The sequence below is a fragment of the Stenotrophomonas sp. EMP41 genome (genome assembly GCF_047495535.1).
GTDB lineage: Bacteria > Pseudomonadota > Gammaproteobacteria > Xanthomonadales > Xanthomonadaceae > Stenotrophomonas > Stenotrophomonas sepilia.
Map to the genome: position 1 here is coordinate 4,387,501 of NZ_CP179923.1, position 22,229 is coordinate 4,409,729.

Annotated in this window: 18 protein-coding genes and 3 rRNA genes (1 of these 21 running past the window's edge); 16 read left to right on the plus strand and 5 right to left on the minus strand. The window is 65.8% G+C overall.

The window, feature by feature from the left end:
• The 3 genes from ACMGRF_RS20070 to rrf (ACMGRF_RS20080) form a co-directional block, all read left to right on the plus strand.
• Positions 1–1,721, plus strand: a 23S ribosomal RNA gene (locus ACMGRF_RS20070) (it extends 1,159 nt beyond the left edge of the window).
• A 125-nt stretch (positions 1,722–1,846) separates the two neighbouring features.
• Positions 1,847–1,961, plus strand: a 5S ribosomal RNA gene (rrf, locus tag ACMGRF_RS20075).
• 131 nt (positions 1,962–2,092) lie between these two features.
• A 5S ribosomal RNA gene (gene rrf / locus ACMGRF_RS20080) occupies positions 2,093–2,207 on the plus strand.
• Positions 2,208–2,524: 317 nt separating this feature from the next.
• Here the strand turns inward: rrf (ACMGRF_RS20080) and ACMGRF_RS20085 are convergent.
• Positions 2,525–4,234 (minus strand): M28 family metallopeptidase, encoded by a 1,710-nt coding sequence (locus ACMGRF_RS20085; RefSeq protein ID WP_414485510.1) that lies wholly within the window; start codon positions 4,232–4,234, stop codon positions 2,525–2,527.
• 86 nt (positions 4,235–4,320) lie between these two features.
• Positions 4,321–4,983 (minus strand): hypothetical protein, encoded by a 663-nt coding sequence (locus ACMGRF_RS20090; RefSeq protein WP_049411766.1) that lies wholly within the window; start codon positions 4,981–4,983, stop codon positions 4,321–4,323.
• 95 nt (positions 4,984–5,078) lie between these two features.
• Between ACMGRF_RS20090 and ACMGRF_RS20095 the strand changes: the two genes are divergently transcribed.
• Together ACMGRF_RS20095 and ACMGRF_RS20100 are read left to right on the plus strand one after the other, a co-directional pair.
• Positions 5,079–6,377 (plus strand): murein hydrolase activator EnvC family protein, encoded by a 1,299-nt coding sequence (locus ACMGRF_RS20095; protein WP_033834985.1) that lies wholly within the window; start codon positions 5,079–5,081, stop codon positions 6,375–6,377.
• 108 nt (positions 6,378–6,485) lie between these two features.
• Entirely contained in the window at positions 6,486–7,934 is a 1,449-nt protein-coding gene (locus ACMGRF_RS20100; RefSeq protein WP_164284394.1) for a S41 family peptidase, read from the plus strand.
• An 85-nt stretch (positions 7,935–8,019) separates the two neighbouring features.
• Here ACMGRF_RS20100 and ACMGRF_RS20105 read toward each other — a convergent pair whose 3' ends face one another.
• Positions 8,020–8,712: a rhomboid family intramembrane serine protease gene (locus ACMGRF_RS20105; protein ID WP_019662230.1), complete on the minus strand. Its 693-nt coding sequence runs from the start codon at positions 8,710–8,712 to the stop codon at positions 8,020–8,022.
• A gap of 225 nt (positions 8,713–8,937) precedes the next feature.
• On the opposite strand from ACMGRF_RS20105, the gene ACMGRF_RS20110 reads away from it, so the two are divergent.
• From ACMGRF_RS20110 to ACMGRF_RS20120, 3 genes are all read left to right on the plus strand, one after another.
• Positions 8,938–10,365 (plus strand): outer membrane protein transport protein, encoded by a 1,428-nt coding sequence (locus ACMGRF_RS20110; protein ID WP_005414995.1) that lies wholly within the window; start codon positions 8,938–8,940, stop codon positions 10,363–10,365.
• A 134-nt stretch (positions 10,366–10,499) separates the two neighbouring features.
• The gene (gene pnuC / locus ACMGRF_RS20115) at positions 10,500–11,099 is read left to right on the plus strand and encodes a nicotinamide riboside transporter PnuC (protein WP_049416799.1); all 600 of its coding nucleotides are present in this window, start codon (positions 10,500–10,502) and stop codon (positions 11,097–11,099) included.
• Positions 11,086–12,159, plus strand: coding sequence for an AAA family ATPase (locus ACMGRF_RS20120; protein WP_049416797.1), 1,074 nt, complete (start codon positions 11,086–11,088; stop codon positions 12,157–12,159). Before pnuC ends, ACMGRF_RS20120 begins: the two co-directional genes overlap by 14 nt.
• 99 nt (positions 12,160–12,258) lie before the next feature.
• Here the strand turns inward: ACMGRF_RS20120 and putA are convergent, their stop codons facing one another.
• A complete protein-coding gene (gene putA, locus ACMGRF_RS20125) occupies positions 12,259–15,477 on the minus strand; it encodes a bifunctional proline dehydrogenase/L-glutamate gamma-semialdehyde dehydrogenase PutA (protein WP_049438839.1) in 3,219 nt (1,072 codons plus the stop codon).
• Positions 15,478–15,751: 274 nt separating this feature from the next.
• On the opposite strand from putA, the gene ACMGRF_RS20130 reads away from it, so the two are divergent.
• From ACMGRF_RS20130 to ACMGRF_RS20155, 6 genes are read left to right on the plus strand one after another with little or no spacing between them, the layout of a single operon-like run.
• Positions 15,752–16,228 (plus strand): DUF2244 domain-containing protein, encoded by a 477-nt coding sequence (locus ACMGRF_RS20130; RefSeq protein WP_021202927.1) that lies wholly within the window; start codon positions 15,752–15,754, stop codon positions 16,226–16,228.
• An 11-nt stretch (positions 16,229–16,239) separates the two neighbouring features.
• The gene (gene coxB, locus ACMGRF_RS20135; RefSeq protein WP_049416792.1) at positions 16,240–17,196 is read left to right on the plus strand and encodes a cytochrome c oxidase subunit II; all 957 of its coding nucleotides are present in this window, start codon (positions 16,240–16,242) and stop codon (positions 17,194–17,196) included.
• 59 nt (positions 17,197–17,255) lie between these two features.
• Positions 17,256–18,863, plus strand: a complete 1,608-nt coding sequence (ctaD, locus tag ACMGRF_RS20140) for a cytochrome c oxidase subunit I (RefSeq protein ID WP_049416790.1) — start codon at positions 17,256–17,258, stop codon at positions 18,861–18,863.
• Positions 18,864–18,871: 8 nt separating this feature from the next.
• The gene (locus tag ACMGRF_RS20145) at positions 18,872–19,072 is read left to right on the plus strand and encodes a hypothetical protein (RefSeq protein ID WP_312547130.1); all 201 of its coding nucleotides are present in this window, start codon (positions 18,872–18,874) and stop codon (positions 19,070–19,072) included.
• The gene (locus ACMGRF_RS20150; RefSeq protein WP_049416784.1) at positions 19,069–19,659 is read left to right on the plus strand and encodes a cytochrome c oxidase assembly protein; all 591 of its coding nucleotides are present in this window, start codon (positions 19,069–19,071) and stop codon (positions 19,657–19,659) included. Before ACMGRF_RS20145 ends, ACMGRF_RS20150 begins: the two co-directional genes overlap by 4 nt.
• 13 nt (positions 19,660–19,672) lie before the next feature.
• The gene (locus ACMGRF_RS20155) at positions 19,673–20,548 is read left to right on the plus strand and encodes a cytochrome c oxidase subunit 3 (RefSeq protein ID WP_005407793.1); all 876 of its coding nucleotides are present in this window, start codon (positions 19,673–19,675) and stop codon (positions 20,546–20,548) included.
• 20 nt (positions 20,549–20,568) lie between these two features.
• Here ACMGRF_RS20155 and ACMGRF_RS20160 read toward each other — a convergent pair whose 3' ends face one another.
• Positions 20,569–20,787 carry a twin transmembrane helix small protein gene (locus ACMGRF_RS20160; protein WP_049416782.1) on the minus strand — a complete coding sequence of 73 codons (219 nt, stop codon included), beginning with the start codon at positions 20,785–20,787 and terminating at the stop codon, positions 20,569–20,571.
• A 57-nt stretch (positions 20,788–20,844) separates the two neighbouring features.
• On the opposite strand from ACMGRF_RS20160, the gene ACMGRF_RS20165 reads away from it, so the two are divergent.
• Complete coding sequence (locus ACMGRF_RS20165; protein WP_049416780.1) at positions 20,845–21,561, plus strand: SURF1 family protein; 717 nt, start codon at positions 20,845–20,847, stop codon at positions 21,559–21,561.
• A 95-nt stretch (positions 21,562–21,656) separates the two neighbouring features.
• A complete protein-coding gene (locus ACMGRF_RS20170; RefSeq protein ID WP_049416777.1) occupies positions 21,657–22,226 on the plus strand; it encodes a hypothetical protein in 570 nt (189 codons plus the stop codon).
• The last annotated feature ends 3 nt before the right edge of the window (positions 22,227–22,229 follow it).

Below are 22,229 nucleotides of genomic sequence, written 5' to 3' on the forward strand. Positions count from 1 at the left end.
TTATGCGCGGTAGAGGAGCGTTCCGTAAGCCGTTGAAGGTGGATTGAGAAGTCTGCTGGAGGTATCGGAAGTGCGAATGCTGACATGAGTAACGATAATGCGGGTGAAAAACCCGCACGCCGAAAGCCCAAGGTTTCCTTGCGCAACGTTAATCGGCGCAGGGTGAGTCGGCCCCTAAGGCGAGGACGAAAGTCGTAGTCGATGGGAAGCAGGTTAATATTCCTGCACCTCGCGTAAGTGCGATGGAGGGACGGAGAAGGTTAGGTGTACCAGGCGTTGGTTGTCCTGGGGAAAGGCGGTAGGTTTGGATCTTTGGCAAATCCGGGATCCTTTAAGACCGAGCACCGAGACGAGCCTTTATGGCAAAGTCACTGATACCACGCTTCCAGGAAAAGCTCCTAAGCTTCAGCTTACGCAGACCGTACCGTAAACCGACACAGGTGGGTAGGATGAGAATTCTCAGGCGCTTGAGAGAACTCGGGTGAAGGAACTAGGCAACATGGCACCGTAACTTCGGGAGAAGGTGCACCCTTTTTGGTGGCTCATGCGAGCTATAGCTGAAGAGGGTCGCAGTAACCAGGCCGCTGCGACTGTTTATCAAAAACACAGCACTCTGCAAACACGAAAGTGGACGTATAGGGTGTGACGCCTGCCCGGTGCTGGAAGGTTAATTGATGGGGTCAGCCGCAAGGCGAAGCTCTTGATCGAAGCCCCAGTAAACGGCGGCCGTAACTATAACGGTCCTAAGGTAGCGAAATTCCTTGTCGGGTAAGTTCCGACCTGCACGAATGGCGTAACGACAGCGGCGCTGTCTCCACCCGAGACTCAGTGAAATTGAAATCGCTGTGAAGATGCAGCGTTCCCGTGGCAAGACGGAAAGACCCCGTGAACCTTTACTATAGCTTTACACTGAACGTTGAGTTCGTCTGTGTAGGATAGGTGGGAGGCTATGAAACCATGGCGCTAGCTGTGGCGGAGCCATCCTTGAAATACCACCCTGTCGTGCTTGACGTTCTAACCTGGGCCCATTATCTGGGTCGGGGACCGTGTATGGTGGGTAGTTTGACTGGGGCGGTCTCCTCCTAAAGAGTAACGGAGGAGCTCGAAGGTACGCTCAGCGCGGTCGGACATCGCGCACTGTGTGCAAAGGCATAAGCGTGCTTGACTGCAAGATCGACGGATCAAGCAGGTAGGAAACTAGGACTTAGTGATCCGGTGGTTCTGTATGGAAGGGCCATCGCTCAACGGATAAAAGGTACTCCGGGGATAACAGGCTGATACCGCCCAAGAGTTCATATCGACGGCGGTGTTTGGCACCTCGATGTCGGCTCATCACATCCTGGGGCTGTAGTCGGTCCCAAGGGTATGGCTGTTCGCCATTTAAAGTGGTACGCGAGCTGGGTTCAGAACGTCGTGAGACAGTTCGGTCCCTATCTGCCATGGGCGTTGGAGATTTGAGAGGGGCTGCTCCTAGTACGAGAGGACCGGAGTGGACGAACCTCTGGTGTTCCGGTTGTCACGCCAGTGGCATTGCCGGGTAGCTATGTTCGGAAGCGATAACCGCTGAAAGCATCTAAGCGGGAAGCGCGCCTCAAGATGAGATCTCCCGGGGCACAAGCCCCCTGAAGGAACCATGTAGACTACGTGGTTGATAGGTCAGGTGTGTAAGTACAGCAATGTATTGAGCTAACTGATACTAATGATCCGTGCGGCTTGACCATATAACCTCAAGTTGCCTTGGCTTTACGACAGCGTCGTAAGAGCATCCAAGTGCACGCTACGTCACAAGAACTATGCGAGGCTGGCGCCTTGTCCCCCGGGACGAGTGCGACTCTCCAAAAGCCTCCCTGGTGAAATTAGCGCTGTGGAACCACCCGATCCCATCCCGAACTCGGAAGTGAAACGCAGCTGCGCCGATGGTAGTGTGGCTCAAGCCATGCGAGAGTAGGTCATCGCCAGGGTTTATACCCAAAACCCCGCTGCTCGCGCAGCGGGGTTTTCCTTATTAAGTGAAGGCATTGCTTTTCTGGATATCTTCCGCCCAAGGGCAAGATCGCGAAGCTGGCGCTGCAAGCGCTGCTGCAACCGTCTCCCTGGTGAAATTAGCGCTGTGGAACCACCCGATCCCATCCCGAACTCGGAAGTGAAACGCAGCTGCGCCGATGGTAGTGTGGCTCAAGCCATGCGAGAGTAGGTCATCGCCAGGGTTTACACCCAAAGCCCCGCTGCCCGCGCAGCGGGGTTTTTCTTTGGGCGCAGTAATACAGGTAGTGCCGGCCGCTGGCCGGCAACCCGATGGCGTTACATCGCCCGGTTGATCCACGCCATGCGTGGATGCCCTCCGCGAGGAAGCATGGCGCCAACAAAGGTTGGCCGCTACCAATCGATTGCCGGCCAGCGGCCGGCACTACCGGCAGATCCACACCAGCCGTGGATGAGCCGCCGACGGTACGCAAAAGAAAAGCGGCGCCCCGTGGGGGCGCCGCTCTGCTCTCAACAGTGCTCAGTCGGGCATGGCCCGACTTTACTTGGCCGGGGCCTTGTCCTTCATCATCGCGTCGCGGGCGGCCTTGAACGGGTTGCCTGCATACCAGTTCGGCCAACGATCACCACCGGCCAATTCCCTGCCCACGCCGTACATCAGCTGCAGGTCTTCAACGGTGCCGTCCAGTTTCCAGGTGGCCGCGTCGAACTCGTCCTTCGGGCCATGGTAGCGGTTGGCGCCGTAGTCCGCTGCGGCCTTGCGGCCCGCCTCCACGCCACCCTCGCGCAGGTCCTCGCCGCCATCGGCGTACAGGGCCGGCACACCGGCCTTGGCGAAGTTGAAGTGATCCGAGCGGAAGTAGAAGCCGCTTTGCACCGCTGTCTCACCGTGCAGCGTACGGTCCTGGGCGGCGGCCAACGGCTTGAGGATGTCCTCCAGCTCCGAGCTGCCGAAGCCGGTGACGGTCACGTCCTTGGCACGGCCGGCCACCGACATCGCATCGATGTTGATCACACCGGCGATCTTGTCCAGCGGGAAGGTCGGATGGGCGACGTAGTACTTCGAACCCAGCAGGCCGGATTCTTCCAGGGTCACGGCCAGGAACACCACCGAACGCTCCGGCTTCGGGTCCTGGTGGGCCATGGCTTCGGCCACTTCGAGAATGCCGGCCACGCCGGTCGCGTTGTCGACGGCGCCGTTGTAGATGTTGTCGCCGGTTTCACCCTCATGCTTGCCCAGGTGGTCCCAGTGCGCCATGTACAGCACGGCCTCGTCGGCACGCTTGCTGCCCGGCAGCACGCCGACCACGTTGCGCGACTGCTTCTGGGCGATCTGGCTCTTCAGGTCGACCGCTGCGGTGGCCTTCAGCGGCACCGGCTTGAAACCGCGCTTGCTGGCGTCCTTGTAGGCCTGCGCCAGATCCAGGCCGGCACCGGCGAACAGTGCCTTGGCTGCGTCGGCGCTCAGCCAGCCCTGCACCGGGATACGCGCTTCCGGATCGTCCTTCGCCGGCAGGTCGTACTGCGGGCCAGCCCAGGAATTCTTCACCACGTCCCAGCCGTAGGAGGCGCCGGCGGTATCGTGCACGATCAGCGCGGCGGCGGCGCCCTTGCGGGCGGCTTCCTCGAACTTGTAGGTCCAGCGGCCGTAGTAGGTCATGCGCTTGCCGTCGAACAGCTTCTCGTCCTCGACGTGGAAGCCCGGGTCGTTGACGAACATCACGACCGTCTTGCCCTTCCAGTCCTGGCCGGCGTAGTCGTTCCACTTCTGTTCCGGTGCGTCGACGCCATAGCCAACGAACACCAGGTCGCTGGCATCGACCTTTACCTCGGCCTGGCCGGTGCGGGTACCCACCACCATGTCGGTGCCGAACTTCAGCTCGGTGGTCTTGCCGCCCTGGGTGATCTTCAGCACGGTCGATTCGTCGGCCGTGGTCTCGGTCATCGGCACATCCTGGAACCAGCTGTCGCCGTTGCCGGGCTGCAGGCCGATGCGCTGCATCTGGTCGCGGATGTAGTTGACCGTCAGCTCTTCGCCCTTGCTGCCCGGAGCGCGGCCTTGGAACTCATCCGAGGCCAGCGTCTTGACCATCTCGGCGAAGTCGCCGGCATTGATCTCCGGGGAGAACGAATGGGTGGCCGGCTTCGCCGCAGCGGTGTCGGTGGCCGGCGCGGCGGCGGGCGTGTTTTCGCCTTTGCAGGCACTGAGCGCGGCCGCGGCGGCCAGGCACAGGAGGAGTTTGCGGGGCATCGTCGATTCCTGGAGAACAAAGGGCGGCCGCACCTGATGCGCGACCAGTAACAGTGAGTATCACCGAACCGGCAGGTCCGGCGGGTTCAGTCCGCCGGGGCGGTTTCGGTGTCGAACGGGATTGGCTCGGCGCCGGTCACCGGGCCGATGCGCGCGGAGCGATGCACGTACAGCACCACTTCGCGTTCGAACTGCAGGGGGCCGTTGACTACCGCATTCGGGCCGATGATCACGCGCGGCTTGCGGCTGGCGGTCAGCGAGACACTGAAGTTCGGCTTGCGCACATGCACACCGCCGTTGACCTGCGAACCGATGCCGACGGTGATGTCACCGTTGACGGTCTCGACGTCCTTGCCGACGCGGCTCTCGACCAGGCCGATGCCGCCGTTCACGGTCTCGACGCCGCCTTCGATCTGGCTGCCGCGATCAGTGAAGATGCTGCCGTTGACGGTGCTGACGCCGCCACTGGCGATCACTTCACGACCCAGGCGCACACCGCCGTTGACCGTTTCGATCTTGCCGGTGCGCGCGCGGTCGGCGACCTTCACCCCGCCGTTGACGGTGTCGATGCTGCCGGTCTCGACGCCTTCGCCGACGCGGATGCCGCCGTTGACGGTGTCCAGCTTGCCGTAGCGTTGACCGGGTTCGGCGCTGATGCTGCCGTTGACCTTGCTGATGTTCTCCTGCGCACAGACCGGCCCGGTGGCCAGCAGTACGCCCAACAGCAGCGGAATGGAACGAGTTTTCATGGCGACCTCGATGGATGTGCGGCTGGCAGGCCGCGTGCGGAGATGTCACCATTCCCCGGTAGCCCTCGCAACTGCCTGAAGTCACTGGAAAGCCCTTGCGCGACAATGCCTTCCCATCACGCCGACATCACATCGCTGCTGCCCGCGGCGGTCGCTGCCTGCTGCTGGGGCTGGCGTTGGCGCTGGCCCTGCCGCTGCCCAGCGGTGCGCAGACCACCCGCGAGACCGAGCGCAAGCTGCAGAAACTGCGTACCGAACTGAAGGGCGTGGCGCAGGAGCGACGGCAGATCGAGGGCCAGCGCGGGCAGGCATCGCAACAGCTGCGCGAGGCCGACGAGAAGGTCGCCCGCACCGGCCGTGCCCTTGCGCAGACGGAAGCCGCGCTGCGCGAGCAGGGCCGCGCCCTGGCCGAAGCCGAGCAGCGCCGCAGCACGCTGCAGGGCAACCTGGCCCAGCAGCACCGCGAACTGGCCGGGCTGTTGCGCGCGGCGTATCAGCTGGGCAACCACGCACCGCTGAAGCTGCTGCTGTCGCAGGACACGGTGGCTGATGCCAACCGCGCCCTGGCCTACCATCGCTACCTGCAGCGCGAGCGTGCGCAGCGGATCACCACGCTGACCGCCGACCTGAAGGAACTGGAAGCGCTGCAGGCGCAGATCGCCGAGCGCAAGCAGAAGCTGCAGGGGACGCAGCAGGACCAGAAACAGCAGGCAGCCGCCCTGGAAGCGGACCGCCGCGATCGCGCAAAGACCGTTGCCTCGCTGGAAGAGCGCTTCAAGGACCAGCGCGAGAAGGAACAGGCACTGGGCCAGGACGCCAAGGCACTGGAAACGCTGCTGGCCAACCTGCGTGCCGCTGCCGCGCGGGCCGAAGCCGAGCGGCGCGCCGCTGCACGCCGGGCCGCCGCCGAGAAAGCCGCTGCCGAGCGCGCCGCACGCCAGGCCGCCGCGCAGGGCCGTCCACCGCCGCCCACCAAGGTTCCACCTGCGGTGGCGTCGGCACCGGCGCCGAAGGTCGGCGGCCTGGGCTGGCCGTTGTCCGGCAACCTGCTGGCCCGCTATGGCGGCAAGCTGCCCGATGGGCGCACCAGCAGCGGTGTGCTGATCGGCGCGCCGGCCGGCAGCACGGTCACGGCCGTGGCCGATGGCACCGTGGTGTTCTCCGACTGGATGACCGGCTACGGCATGATCCTGATCGTCGACCACGGCAACGGCTACATGAGCCTTTACGCGCATAACGACACCCTGCTGAAGGATGCTGGCGCGCGGGTCAGCCGCGGCGATGCGGTGGCCAAGGTCGGCAATTCCGGCGGCCAGGGCGTCACCGCGCTGTACTTCGAGCTGCGCCGTGGCGGGCAGCCGGTCAATCCGGACAGCTGGCTGCAGCGGCGCTGAATCCCGGCCCGCCGGATGCGGGCTGGATTCAACGGGAATTTAGCTGTGCTTCGCGCATAATCGGTGCATGTGCCTTGGGCACCATGCCACCGTCGACAGGAGTGATCCATGCGCGCAGCCCGTACCGCCACCCTCTTGCTGGCCCTGTTGCCAGCGCTGTCCTGGGCGCAGCAGACCGCGCCCGCCCCGAGCCAGGAAACCAGCGGGCAGGCAGCGAACAGCGAGGAGGCGGTGACCTCGAAGGTGCCGCTGGAGGACATCCGCCGTTTCGTGGCCGTGTACAACGCGGTGCGCGCCGCCTATGTCGACCCGGTCGATGACAAGAAGCTGATGCAGTCGGCCGTGCGTGGCCTGCTGCTCGACCTTGATCCGCACAGCACCTACTTCAACAAGGAAGATGCGCAGGCCTTCGACGAGCAGGCCAACGGTGCCTACGAGGGCATCGGCGTGGAGCTGCAGCAGCAGCCGGACAACGCCAGCATGAAGGTGATCGCGCCGATCGACGACACGCCGGCAGCCAAGGCCGGCATCCTTGCCGGCGATTTGATCATCGCCATCGACGGCAAGCCGATCAGTGCGATCGATGCGAGTGAACCGCTGCGCGGCCCGGCCGGCAGCAAGGTGGTGCTGACCATCGTGCGTGACGGCAAGCCGAAGCCGTTCGATGTCAGCCTGACCCGCCAGACCATCCGCGTGACCAGCGTGCGCAGCCGCCTGCTCGAGCCGGGCTATGGCTATATCCGCCTGAGCACCTTCCAGGCCGATACCGGCTCGGACTTCCAGAAGCACGTGCAGCAGCTGCAGAAGCAGTCCGGTGGCCAGCTCAAGGGCCTGGTGCTGGATCTGCGCAGCAACCCGGGTGGCCTGCTGACGGCCGCCGTGCAGGTAGCCGACGATCTGCTCGACAAGGGCAACATCGTCAGCACCCGTGGCCGCATCAGTATCAGCGATGCCCGGTTCGACGCGACCCCAGGCGACCTGCTGAAGGGCGCACCGGTGGTTGTGCTGGCCGATGCCGGTTCGGCCAGTGCCTCGGAAGTACTCGCCGGCGCGCTGCGCGACAACAAGCGCGCCCGCGTGGTGGGCAGCCGCACCTTCGGCAAGGGCTCGGTGCAGACCGTGCTGCCGCTGGACAACGGTGATTCGGTGAAGCTGACCACCGCGCGCTATTACACGCCCAGCGGCAAGTCGATCCAGGCCACCGGCATCGTGCCGGATGTTGAGTTGAAGCCCGCCGCTACGTCGGCGGAGGATGCCCTGCCGGCCAGCCTGAGCGATTACAGCGAAGCCACCCTGCCAGGCCATCTGCGCGGCGACGACGAAGGCACCGAGGGCTACCACGCCGGTGCGGTGCTGCCGGGCGACGGCCCGATCAACGACGCGCTGGCCGAGCTGAAGAACCCAGGTTCGGTGGCCGCACGGCTGAAGGCCGAAGCCGAGAAGGCGGATGCCACCAAGGCCGCGAAGGCCGCTGCGGCGAAGCCGGAAGCGAAGGTCGAACCTAAGCCGGAAGCAAAGCCGGAAGCAAAGCCCGCGCCGGCCCCGGCCAAGCCTTGATTCTGTAGAGTCGAGCCATGCTCGACTGATCTACGAACGAGCGGGGGAGCGTGGAGCCGGCCAGCGGCCGGCACTACCTGGGCGGTCAGAAGCCGTGGCGCTTGCGCAGTCGGCGGGCGATGGCCGCACGCACGTAGACCCCGTACACGACGCCGAACACGAAGCCACCGATGTGCGCCCACCAGGCCACCATGCCGAAGCTTGGGCCGATGTGGGCGAACACCACCTGCAGCGCCGCCCAGACGCCGATCAGCAGGTACGCCGGGGCGCGCACGAACTCCAGGAACAGGCCGAGCGGGATCACCACGCCCAGCCGGGCGCCCGGGAACAGGGCCAGATAGGCGCCGATCAGGGCCGACACTGCGCCGCTGGCGCCGATGATGATCTGGTCCGGGCTGCCCATGGTGTAGATCGCCACCAGGTTCGACACTGCGCCGCCGACGAGGAACAGCAGCAGCAGGCGCCACGGCCCCAGCACCCGCTCGGCGGGCAGGCCGAAGATCAGCAGGAACACCAGGTTGCCCAGCAGATGTGACCAGTCGGCGTGCAGGAACAGCGCGGTGAACAGGCGCAGCACGCTGCCGTCCTGCAGCGTCGCCCACCAGTCCAGCGGGTGGGTCAGGCCGGTGGACAGGGCGCCCCAGTCCAGCCAGAGGCTGCCGCGGGCATCGTCCGGGCGCGAGATCGACCACAGGAACGCCAGCCATAGTGCCGCAAACAGCACGGGCGTGGCCCAGCGCAGGGCCGCCTTCTTGCGGGACGGGAGCGAGACGAACATGCCAATAGCCTAGCGTGCGGCCACTTTCGGTGGGGACGGTCCTGTTCAGCTTTTGAGACGAAAAAACCGCCTGCGCTGTTATTGTTTCATTAACAGCTCTGGGTAATACTCGCATACGGCGTCGTATGTCGGGAGGGGAATCCGGCGCGCTCCGATGGGTCCCAGGACCCGGCGGGCGCAGGCGCACTCAGAGCACCATCACCGCTTACCGGAGAGAGAACTACGATGCAAACCGCTTCCACCATTGCCCGACTGACCCTGCTGGCCGTCGGCGTTGCCGGTGCGCTGGCCGCCGCCGATGCCAATGCTGCCGCCTTCCAGCTGAAGGAAAACAGCGCCAAGGGCCTGGGCCGCGCGTTCGCCGGCTCCACCTCGACCGAAGGTGACGCCTCGGTCATCGCCACCAACCCGGCCTCCATGCGCCTGCTCGACGGCACCCTGGTCCAGGGCGACGTCAGCGCCATCAGCTTCGGCGCCAAGTTCCGCGGCCAGGGCCAGTACGGCAACGGCGCGCCGATTTCCGGTGGCAACGGCGGCGACGCCGGCATGATCGCCCCGGTTCCGGCCGCGTACTTCCACGTGCCGTTCGGCGAGAACGACAACATGCACTTCGGCGCTTCGCTGACCGTGCCGTTCGGCTTCAAGACCGAATACGACCGCGACTGGGTTGGCCGCTACAACGGCGTCAAGACCGAGCTGCAGGCCATCGACCTGGGCGTGGCGTTCTCCTATGACGTCAACCCGTACCTGTCGTTCGGTGCGTCGGTGTTCGCCGAGCGCCTGAACGTCGACCTGACCAGCGCTGTCGACACCGGCACCGCGATCAACGCCACGGCCCAGCGCACCGCTGCGGCGCGTGTGCTGGCTGCCGGCGGCACCGCAGCCCAGGCTGCGGCGGCCTCGCAGGCCGCTGCACGCCAGGCCGCCCAGCTCGGCTTCTCGCCGGGCACCGCCGATGGCTACCTGCGCATCAAGGGCGACGAAGTGTCGGTCGGCTACACCCTGGGCATGACGGTCACCCCGGTGGAAGGCACCAACATCGCCTTCAGCTACCGCTCGAAGGTCGAGCACAAGATCACCGACGGCAAGGCCGACTTCACCATCCCGCAGAACGCGGCCGCCTTCCTGGCCACTGCCGCCCCGGGTACCTTCATCGACAGCAACGGCCGCGCCACCATCACCCTGCCGGCCAGCGCCACCGTGGGCTTCACCCACCGCGTGAACGACCAGTGGCAGATCATGGCCGAGGTCACGCGCACGGCGTGGAGCAAGTTCGACCAGGTCACGGTCGACTATGACTCCAACCAGCCGGACAGCGTGCTGCCGTTCCACTACCGCGACACCACCTTCGCGTCGATCGGTACCGATTTCCGCGTGAACGACAAGCTGACCCTGCGTGGCGGCCTGGCCTACGACCAGACCCCGACCACCGACGCCCACCGCGACGTGCGCGTGCCGGACACCACCCGCAAGTGGCTGTCGCTGGGCCTGACCTACGCCGCTTCGGACAAGATGGAATACAGCGTGGGCTACACCCACCTGTTCACCAAGGATCCGAACATCACCTCGACCTCGGCCACTGCCAACACCGTGACCGGCAAGTACAAGGTCAGCGGCGACGTGCTGGCGGCGTCGATGCAGTACAAGTTCTGATCCGGGCGATTGCCTGAAGCAGTACGAGGGGAGCCCCGCGCAAGCGGGGCTTTCTTTTTGCGGAGGGTATCCACGCATGGCGTGGATCTACTGGTCCGACGACGCAGGGCGCGGATCTACGCGACAATGGCGCGATGAACCTGTCCGACCCGAACTTCCAGCTGGAGCTGGCTGCCAACATCGCCGTCGCCGGCTCGATCCTGCTGGCCGGCCGCAACAACGTGCACACCTGGTGGCTGGGCATCGTCGGCTGTGCCTTGTTTGCTGCCGTGTTCGAACGATCGCATCTGTATGCGGACATGGTGCTGCAGTTCTTCTTCATCGCCATCAGCGTGCTGGGCTGGTGGCAGTGGCTGCGTGGTGACCATGGCGCGCCGTTGCCGATCACTTCCCTGCGACCGCGTGCCTGGGCCTGGCTGGCGCCGCTGGCGGTGGTGGCCACGTTCGGCTACGGCTGGATGCTGACCCGCCTGACCAATGCCTATGCGCCGTATATCGATTCGGCGGTGCTGGTGTTGAGTGTGATCGCGCAGATCCTGATGATGCGGCGCAAGCTGGAATCGTGGTGGGTGTGGCTGCTGGTGAACACCGTGGCGGTGCCGCTGTACTACAGCCGTGGCCTGCATCTGACCTCGATCCTGTACGTGGGCTTCTGGATCAACGCGCTGGTGGCACTGCGCCATTGGCGGCACCTGATGCGGGACGAGGCCAGGGCGGCCAATGCCGCTGCCTGAGCGCGTTGCACGCGGCCTGGTGGTGGGCAAGTTCTGCCCGATGCATCTCGGCCATGAACGACTGATCGACTTCGCCGCCACGCGCTGCCAGCAGCTGCTGGTGATCGGCTGGTCGCAGCCGGGCTTTGCCGGCTACAGCGCTGCTCGCCGCGAACGCTGGTTGCGTGCGCGCTTCCCCCGGGCAACGGTGGCGGTGCTGGATGATGCGCGGCTGGCAGCCCTGTGTGCCGAACATGGCGTGCCGCCACGCGCGTTGCCGCACGACAGCGACAGCGAGCAAGTGCAGCGCATGTTCACCGCCTGGCTGTGCCAGCACCTGTTCGGTGGCGCGGTGCAGGCGGTATTCACCGGCGAGGACTACGGTGACGGCTTCGCGCAGGCGCTGGCCACGCACTTCGGTGCGCCGGTACGCCATGAGCGGCTCGAACGCGCATTGGACGCCGGGCAGGCGTGCGGCACCGAGCTGCGCGCCGATCCGCACGCGCACCGCCATGGTCTCGCACCGGAGGTGTACGCCGGATACGTGCAGCGCGTGGCCTTCATTGGTGGCGAGTCCAGTGGCAAGACCACGCTGGCACGGGTGATGGCCGAGCGTCTGCAGACTGTCTGGGTGCCGGAGTATGGCCGCACGCTGTGGGAGCAGCGAGGCGGAGAGCTGACGCCGGGCGATCTGCTGCGCATCGCAATGACACAGCCACAGCACGAAGACGAAGCTGTGCGGCGTGCGCATCGCTGGCTGTTCTGCGATACCACGCCGCTGGTGACGCTGGGCTACAGCGGCTGGATGTTTGGCACGGCGCCGCAGCCGCTGCGGCAAGCGGCAAGACGACGCTACGACCTGCTGTTCCTGTGCGCGCCGGATATTCCGTTTGACCAGGATGGCACGCGCGTGGGCGAAGCCTTCCGGGCGCGGCAGCATGCGTGGTACCTGGAGCAGCTGCAGGCAGAGGGTGTCGAGCACGTGCTGCTGGAAGGCGATCTGGAGACGCGCATCGCACGCGTGCAGGGCGAGCTGGCGAAGCGGGCGGACAATCGGTTCAGTGTGGCCCAGCCTCTGTAAAGCACCAGAAAAGCCGAGCATGGGCCCGGCGCTACAGGAAGCAACGCATAAAAAACCCCGCGTTCGCGGGGTTTTTTGTTTACTGCATCAAGCAGGCGATCAGTCGCCCAGGGTCAGCAGCGAGGCGTTGCCGCCGGCGGCGGTGGTGTTCACCGTCACCGTCTTTTCGGTGGCAAAGCGCAGCAGGTAGTGCGGGCCGCCGGCCTTCGGGCCGGTGCCGGACAGGCCCTGGCCGCCGAACGGCTGCACGCCGACCACTGCACCGATCTGGTTGCGGTTGACGTACACGTTGCCGACGTGGACGCCGTTGCTGATGCGGTCAACGGTTTCGTCGATGCGCGAATGCACGCCCAGGGTCAGGCCGTAGCCGGTAGCGTTGATCTGGTCGATCACCGCGTCGAGCTGGTCGCCCTTCCAGCGGATCACGTGCAGGACCGGACCGAAGACTTCCTTCTGCAGCTGGCCCAGGTCCTTCAGTTCATACGCGCGCGGTGCGAAGAAGGTGCCGTTGGCGGTTTCGGCGGACAGCTCGGCGGCGGCGATCAGGCGCGCTTCACGGTCCATGCGTTCGGCGTGGTCCTGCAGGATCTTCAGCGCGTCGGCATCGATCACCGGGCCGACGTCGGTGGACAGCAGGCCCGGGTTGCCGACCTTCAGCTCCTTCATCGCGCCGGCCAGCATGGTCATCACCTTGTCAGCGATGTCGTCCTGCACGAACAGCACGCGCGCGGCCGAGCAACGCTGGCCGGCGGAGGTGAAGGCCGAACCGATCGCGTCCTTGACCAGCTGTTCCGGCAGTGCCGAGGAGTCGGCGATGAAGGCGTTCTGGCCACCGGTCTCGGCGATCAGCACGCCGATGGCGGCGTCACGCGCGGCCATCGCACGGTTGATCGCACGGGCGGTCTCGGTGGAGCCGGTGAAGGCCACACCGGCCACGCGCGGGTCGGCGGTCAGCGCCGCACCCACGGTGGCGCCGTCGCCCGGCAGGAACTGCACCACCTCGGCCGGCACGCCGGCATCGTGCAGCAGCTTCACCGCGTAGTAGCCGATCAGGTTGGTCTGCTCGGCCGGCTTGGCGATGACGCTGTTGCCGGCGGCCAGTGCGGCGGCGACCTGGCCCAGGAAGATCGCCAGCGGGAAGTTCCACGGGCTGATGCAGACGAACACGCCGCGGCCGTGCAGCTGCAGCTCGTTGGATTCACCGGTCGGGCTGGGCAGCTTCTCGGCGTGGCTGAACTGTTCGCGCGCCTGCTTGGCGTAGTAGCGCAGGAAATCCACGGCTTCGCGCACTTCGGCGATGCTGTCGGGCAGGCTCTTGCCGGCTTCCTTCACGCACAGCGCCATGAACTCCGGCATGCGCGCTTCCAGCTGGTCGGCGGCGTGTTCGAGGATGGCGGCGCGGCTGGCGGCCGGGGTGCGGTTCCAGGCCGGCTGCGCGGCTACGGCATTCGCCAGCGCCTTCTGCACGGTGGCGGCATCGGCGGCCAGCCACTGGCCGACCACTTCGCGGGTGTCGGCCGGGTTGGTCACCGGCAGCGAGGCGCCGGCCGGGTTCGCACCCGGTACCAGCGGAGCGGCCTGCCACGGCTTGACGGCCGCGTTGATCTGCTCGGCCAGGGCGCGCAGTTCGTTGTCGTTGGCGAGGTTGGCGCCCATGGAGTTCTTCCTGTCGTGGTTCTGGCTGCGCAGCAGGTCAACCGGCAGCGGGATCTTGGGATGCGGAATCGATTCGAACGAGGCGACCATCTCGACCGGATCGCGGATCAGGTCGGCGATCGGCACGCGCTCGTCGGTGATGCGGTTGACGAAGCTGGAGTTGGCGCCGTTCTCCAGCAGGCGGCGCACCAGGTACGGCAGCAGGTCTTCATGCGAACCGACCGGGGCGTACACGCGGCAGGGCAGGCCCAGGCGGTCGGCCGGCACCACTTCGGCATACAGGTCGTCGCCCATGCCATGCAGCTTCTGGTGCTCGTACACGCCGCCGTTGGCGATGCTGCGCACCGCCGCGATGGTGTGCGCGTTGTGCGTGGCGAACATCGGGTAGATCGCATCGGCATGGGTGAACAGCCGCTTGGCGCAGGCCAGGTAGGACACGTCGGTGTTCTGCTTGCGGGTGAACACCGGGTAGCCCGGATAGCCTTCGATCTGCGCGCGCTTGATCTCGGCATCCCAGTAGGCGCCCTTGACCAGGCGCACCTGCAGGCGGCGACCGGCGCGGCGCGCCATGTCGGCCAGGTGGTCGATCGTGTACGGCGTGCGCTTCTGGTAGGCCTGCACGACCACGCCGAAGCCGTCCCAGCCGGCCAGCGAGGCGTCGGAGAACACCTGCTCGATGATGTCCAGCGACAGTTCCAGGCGATCGGACTCTTCGGCGTCGACGGTGCAGCCGATGCCGTAGCTCTTGGCCAGCTGTGCCAGTTCCAGCACGCCCGGCACCAGGTCCTTCAGCACGCGCTCGCGCTTGGCGTGCTCGTAGCGCGGGTACAGCGCCGACAGCTTGATCGAGATGCCCGGCGCGTTGTTGACGTCGCCGTCCGGGCGGCCGCCGCGGGCCTTGTGATCACCGCCGATGGCGTGGATCGCACGACGGTAGTCTTCCAGGTAGCGAAGTGCATCCTTCATGGTCAGCGCGCCTTCGCCGAGCATGTCGAACGAGTAGCGGTAGCTGGCGTTGTCGCCCTTGTGCGAGCGCGACAGCGCTTCGCTGATGGTGCGGCCCATGACGAACTGGTGGCCCATGATCTTCATCGCCTGGCGCACGGCCAGGCGCACCACCGGCTCACCGACGCGGCCGACCAGGCGCTTGAATGCGCTGGGCGCATCGGCGCGCGTGGCGTCGTTCATCTGCACCAGCTTGCCGGTCAGCATCAGGCCCCAGGTGGAGGCATTGACCAGCACCGAGTCGCTGCCGCCCAGATGCTTTTCCCAGTCGGCATCGGCCAGCTTGTCGCGGATCAGCTTGTCGGCAGTGTCCTGGTCCGGAATGCGCAGCAGCGCTTCGGCCACGCACATCAGCAGCACGCCTTCCTCGCTGCCCAGGTCGTACTGGCGCATGAAGGCTTCGATCGCGCCCTGGTCCTTGGCACGCACGCGCACGCGGCCGACCAGGTCGGCGGCCAGCGCCTGCACCCTGGCCTGTTCCTCGGCGGGCAGGCGCGCCTGCGCCAGCAGCTCACGCACGTGGCTGGCCTCGTCCTTCAACCAGGCATCGGTGATGGCCTGGCGGAACGGGTTGGGGGGCGCCGGCAGTTCCGGCGACAGCAGCGCGCCCGGACGCGGGGCGTCGTGGGCGGCAGGGGAGGAGGAAGGTGCGTTCATGCCGGTCCGGCCAGTGGAAAACTTGGCGATTTTAATCATTTTTGCGGCCTTCGGAAGTGCCCTGCGGACACCTTCATGAAGGGCTGATAGCTACTAACGGTGGTGGATTCGGCGTGTTCAGCAAACCCGGCAAGATTTGTGCTGAATTCGTCATTCGCGCCGCCGACCTCATGCTGTATTGCAGCATCGGAAAAAGTGTGAATGCACCCTTGCTACCGGCGAGAGGGCGGGGCTACCATCGAGACGTTTCCCGCGGCAGGAACGCGGTTGCGACATGATCGAGGTGCTTCCAGCTCCGGATGGGTCAGGTACGCAGCTGCGGCTGCGTCCCCCACGGGCGCTCGATGCCCGGCAGTTCGTCCTGTTGTTCACCGTGTTGTCGGGTGCGATGTGGCTGGTGTCCGCCCTCGGGTGGTGGGCCGGCAATGCATTCGCCCCCCTGTTCGCGCTGCTGTACAGCCTGGTGCTGGCGGCGGCGCTGCGTGCCTTGTGGCGCAGCGGTGAACGGCAGGAGGAGATCCGGGTAGTGCCGGCGTACGTGGAGGTCATCCCCGTACCCGGTGGATCGCCGGTGTTCCGGGCCCACCCGCACTGGGTGCGCCTGCTCACCGACGATGAGAGGGTCCGGCTGGCATCCAGCGGCCGGCAGGTGGAGGTGGGGAGTTTCCTCGCGCCGGCCGAACGCCAGACGCTCGCAGAGACACTTGAAAGCTTGCTCGCCGCCAGCGATGGCGGCAACCGACGACGCTAAGGGTCTAGGCAATGAAGCAAAGCAGCAGGTGGGGCACGAAGTGCGTGAACGCGGTCGCCGCGATGCTGGCGACCGGGGGACTGATTCCGGCGTCGGCCTGGGCCCAGGCGGCCGATCCCAAGCCGTGGCAGCTGAACATGGGCAAGGGGGTGACCCAGACCTCGCGCCTGGCCTGGGAATCGAACAACCTGTCGTTGATCATCTGCACGGTGATCGGCGTCATCGTGTTCGGGGCGATGGCCTACGCCATCTTCAAGTTCCGCAAATCCAAGGGCGCAGTCGCCGCCACCTTCAGCCACAACACCAAGGCCGAGATCATCTGGACGGTGATCCCGGTGATCATCCTGGTCGTGATGGCATGGCCGGCCACGGCCAACCTGATCAAGATGTACGACACCCGCGATGCCGAGATGACGGTCAAGGTCACCGGCTACCAGTGGATGTGGAAGTACGAATACCTCGGCGAGAACGTCACCTTCACCAGCCGCCTGGATCGCGAGTCCGACCGCGTGCGGCAGAGTGGCATCGTGCCGACCCGCGAAAGCCATCCGCATTACCTGCTGGACGTCGACAACCGGCTGGTGTTGCCGGTCGATACCAAGGTCCGCTTCGTCATCACTTCCGATGATGTGATCCACGCCTGGTGGGTGCCGGCGCTGGGCTGGAAGCAGGACGCGATCCCCGGCTTCATCAATGAAGCCTGGACCAGCATCGAGCAGCCCGGGGTGTATCGCGGCCAGTGCGCCGAGCTGTGCGGCAAGGACCACGGCTTCATGCCGATCGTGGTCGAGGCGGTGTCCAAGGAGGACTTCAAGCAGTGGCTGGCGCAGCGCAAGCCTGCACCGCCGGCCGAGCCCGCCCCCCCTGCGGCACCTGCAGAACCGGCTGCGCCTGCGGGCGAAGCACCGGCGGCACCTGCTGCTGCCGAAGCCGGCAGCGCACCTGCGGTTGCGGCCAGCGGCGCGTGATGTAAAGCCCGCGGCCGCTCGCGGCCGTGGTGACAACCGATTCTGAGAGGTGTTTTGCAATGGCGCACTCGGCAGTTGGGCACGACGATCACCATCACCACCAGAGTTTCTTCGAGCGTTGGTTCTTCTCGACCAACCACAAGGACATCGGCACGCTGTACCTAGGTTTCAGCTTCATCATGTTCATCATCGGCGCGGCGATGAGCGTGGTGATCCGCGCCGAGCTGGCGCAGCCGGGCCTGCAGTTCGTCAAGCCCGAGTTCTTCAACCAGATGACGACCGTGCATGCGCTGGTGATGATCTTCGGTGGCGTGATGCCGGCGTTCGTCGGCCTTGCCAACTGGATGATCCCGCTGCAGATCGGCGCGCCGGACATGGCGCTGCCGCGCATGAACAACTGGTCGTTCTGGCTGCTGCCGGTGGCCTTCAGCCTGCTGCTGCTGACGCTGTTCCTGCCCGGTGGTGCACCGGCCGGCGGCTGGACGCTGTACCCGCCGCTGTCGCTGCAGGGCGGCTACAACGTGGCCTTCAGCGTGTTCGCCATCCACGTGGCCGGTATCAGCTCGATCATGGGTGCGATCAACATCATCGCCACCGTGCTCAACATGCGCGCGCCGGGCATCGACCTGCTGAAGATGCCGATCTTCTGCTGGGCCTGGCTGATCACCGCCTTCCTGCTGATCGCGGTGATGCCGGTGCTGGCCGGTGCGGTGACCATGCTGCTGACCGACAAGTTCTTCGGCACCAGCTTCTTCAATGCCGCCGGTGGCGGTGACCCGGTGATGTACCAGCACATCTTCTGGTTCTTCGGCCATCCCGAGGTCTACATCATGATCCTGCCCGCCTTCGGCGTGGTCAGCGAGATCATCCCGACCTTCAGCCGCAAGCCGCTGTTCGGCTACCAGGCGATGGTGTACGCCACCGCCGCGATCGCGTTCCTGTCGTTCATCGTCTGGGCCCACCACATGTTCACCGTGGGCATGCCGCTGGGCGGCGAGATCTACTTCATGTTCGCCACCATGCTGATCTCGATCCCGACCGGGGTGAAGGTGTTCAACTGGGTCAGCACCATGTGGCGGGGCTCGCTGACGTTCGAGGCGCCAATGCTGTGGTCGGTGGCCTTCGTCATCCTGTTCACCATCGGTGGCTTCTCCGGCCTGATGCTGGCCATCGTGGCGGCCGACTTCCAGTACCACGACACCTACTTCGTGGTTGCGCATTTCCACTACGTGCTGGTGACCGGCGCAGTGTTCGCGCTGATCGCGGCGGTGTACTACTGGTGGCCGAAGTGGACCGGACGCATGTACAGCGAGAAGTGGGCCAAGGTGCACTTCTGGTGGTCGATCGTGTTCGTCAACCTGCTGTTCTTCCCGCAGCACTTCCTCGGCCTGGCCGGCATGCCGCGCCGCATTCCGGATTACAGCGTGGCGTTCGCCGACTGGAACCTGATCAGCTCGATCGGTGCGTTCGGCATGTTCGTCACGCCGTTCATGATGGCCGTGATCCTGCTGTCGTCGCTGCGCAACGGCGAGAAGGCCGAAGCGCGAAGCTGGGAAGGCGCGCGCGGGCTGGAGTGGACGCTGCCATCGCCGGCACCGGCGCACACCTTCACCACGCCGCCGACCATCCGTCCGGGGGATCTGGCGCATGACGACATCACGCATTGAGGTGGGGCATGCATAACGAGAGCCCACTGCAGACCTGTAGAGCCGAGCCATGCTCGGTGGATGAGAAGCAGCCGACCAGCGGTCGGCTCTACCAGGGCGGAAGCATCGAGCAGCAACGCCAGCGCGCCAGGCGCACGGCGATGTGGGTCGGCGCCATCGCGGTGCTGGTCTACGTCGGCTTCATCCTCAGCGGGGTGATCGGCCGATGAGCGAGGCACCGGCCAGCACGCCGTCACCCAGTGCCGGGCTGCCGCGCCTGATCGGCGTGGCAGTGGCGGTGTTCCTGCTGACCTTCTCGCTGGTGCCGCTGTACCGCATTGCCTGCGAAAAGGTATTCGGCGTGCGCCTGGAACGCGGCCCGGGTGGTGAAGCCAGTACGGGTGCTGCAGCTGGCAAGCGTACCGTGCGGGTGGAGTTCGATGGCGGCGTCAATTCGCGCCTGCCGTGGTCGTTCCATCCCGAGCAGCTGACCATGGATGTGGTGCCCGGCGAACTCAACGAGGCGCTGTACTTCGCCCGCAACGACAGCCAGCAGGCAGTCGTTGGCAGCGCGGTGCCTTCGGTGGCGCCGGCACGCGCATCGGGCTTCTTCAGCAAGACCGAGTGCTTCTGTTTCACCGCGCAGACGCTGCAGGCCGGCGAGAAGCGCGACATGCCGGTGCGCTTCATCGTCGATCCGGACCTGCCGCCGGAAATCAAGACGATCACCTTGTCCTACACCTTCTACCGCAACGACGCGTTGTCCGATCGGCTGCCCCCGGCCGCCACCTCGGACGGCGCGCACGCCGCACCCTGACCCGGATACCGACATGGCCCAGACACCGACCGACGCCAACGTGTACTTCGTCCCGGCCCAGAGCAAATGGCCGTTCGTGGGGTCCATCGCGATGATGGTGACCATGGTGGGCGTGGCCAGCTGGCTCAACGATGCCAGCTGGGGGCGCTGGACGTTCTACATCGGCATCGCGATGCTGGTGCTGACCCTGTTCTGGTGGTTCAGCGACGTGGTGCGCGAATCGCAGGCCGGCAACTACAACCACCAGGTCGATGGCTCGTTCCGGATGGGGATGATCTGGTTCATCTTCTCCGAGGTGATGTTCTTCGGTGCGTTCTTCGGTGCGCTGTTCTACACCCGCAACCTGGGCCTGTCGTGGCTCAGCGGCGAAGGCCGCGGGGTGATGACCAACGAGCTGCTCTGGCAGGGCTACTCCGCCGGATGGCCGACCAATGGCCCGGCGGCGATCGGTGGTGCCTTCCAGACGATCCCGGCGTGGGGCCTGCCGCTGATCAACACGCTGATCCTGCTCACCTCCGGCGTGACCCTGACCATCGCCCATCACGCGCTGAAGGCCGGCAACCGCCGCCAGCTGCTGATCTGGCTGGGCCTGACCGTGGTGCTCGGCCTCGGTTTCCTGACCCTGCAGGCGGAAGAGTACATCCACGCCTACAAGGAGCTGAACCTGACGCTGGGCTCGGGCATCTACGGTTCGACGTTCTTCATGCTGACCGGCTTCCACGGTGCGCACGTGCTGCTGGGCACGATCATGTTGATCGTGATGTGGCTGCGTTCGGCCAAGGGACACTTCACCCGCGACAACCATTTCGGTTTCGAAGCGGCCGCGTGGTATTGGCACTTCGTCGACGTGGTGTGGCTGATGCTGTTCCTGTTCGTCTACGTGCTTTGACCACGCACGCGTCGGTGGCCTCAGCCGCCGACGCCGTGCGGCTTGATCCAGCCCATGTAGATGCTCACGATCACCAGTACGATCAACGCCACCGACACCGCGATGCGACGTGTCAGTGCGTTGACCGTGCGCTTGGTCTGGCCGCGGTCGACCAGCAGGTAGTACAGGCCGGCGCCCAGGTTCCAGACGATGACGATCAGAAACGCGATTACCAGCAGGGTCTTCAGCGAATCACTCATGCGCGGCTCGACGGCAGGGTGGATGTGCCTATCTGACCGCGTTTGCGCGGACTTGTCATGATGCGCCAGCACACACGCGTGATCGGATGGTTGCTGGCCGTGCTGGCGATGGCCGGTTTCACTGCATTGGGGCTGTGGCAGCTGCAGCGCATGCATGCCAAACAGTCAATGTTGGATGCGCAGGGGCCAGCGGTGGCACAGGCGCTGCCGCTGGCGCGGGCCCTGGCAGCCCCCGGCGCGCTGCACGGTGTGGCCGATCACGGTCGCTTCCTGCCTGGCCTGGTGCTGCTGGACAACCAGACCCGGCATGGCCGTGCCGGCGTAAAGATCTATCGCCCGTTCCGCAGTGACGACGGCAGCGTGCTGCTGGTCGATCTCGGCTGGCGCGCGCTGCCGCCGGATCGCACGCTGCCGGACATACCGGCGCCGCCTTCGCCGGTGGCGGTGCGCGGGTTGCTGGCGCCACCGCCCTCGGCGGGGCTGGTACTGGGTCCGCCGTTCTCCGCCACCGGTGAAGCCGGGCGCTGGCTGGCCAGCCGCTTGCCGGCCGAGGGCCTCGCCGCAGCGCTGGGCCTGCCAACGCTGCCCGAGCGGGTCCTGCGACTGGACCCGGCGCTGCCCTTCGGCGACGAGCGCGACCTGGACCTGCTGCCGAACACGCTGCCGCCGCGGCGCCACCTGGGCTACGCGGTGCAGTGGTTCGGCCTGGCCCTGACCGTGCTGGTGGTGGCGCTGGTGCTGGAGCGGCGCCGGAGACGGCCCATCGCCGGGTAGTGCCGGCCGCTGGCCGGCAATTCCCGGATCCCCGGATGCCAGCCAGCGGCCGGCACTACCGGCATCCCTTACCCAACCATGAGAAAATGCCCCGCATGAACACTGCTACGTCCCCGCAGGCGCGCGGCTCCGGCCGCCGGACCCTGGTGCTGCTGTTTGCCGTGTTCTTCGGGGCGATGGCGCTGGCCGCGGTATTGCGCTTCTCTGGCTGGCAGCCGACCGGCCACCGCAATGCAGGACAGCTGCTGAAGCCGCCGGTCGATCTGCGCCAGCAGGCGCCGACCCTGGCCAATGGCCAGGCCTATCCGTGGAACCCTGAAACCCGCACCTGGCGCCTGCTGGTGGCGCCGGCCGGTGCCTGCGACGCGCAGTGCGTCACTTTGTCGCAGGGGCTGGGCAAGGTGTGGCAGCTGTTCGGCCATAACGCCGATAATGTCGAGATCCTGTGGCTGGGTACGCCACCGGCGTCGATCGCCTCGCTGCCCGCGCTGCGGCCGCTGGCTCCGTCGCCAGCCCTGCGTGCGGCGTTGCCGGGCGTCGATGATCCGGCGGGACTGCCGGTCTACGTGATCGATCCGAACGGCTTCGTGATCATGCGCCATGCCCCGGGTTCCGACCTCGGTGGCCTGCGCAAGGACATGGCCACGTTGCTGAAACTGAAGTGAGTC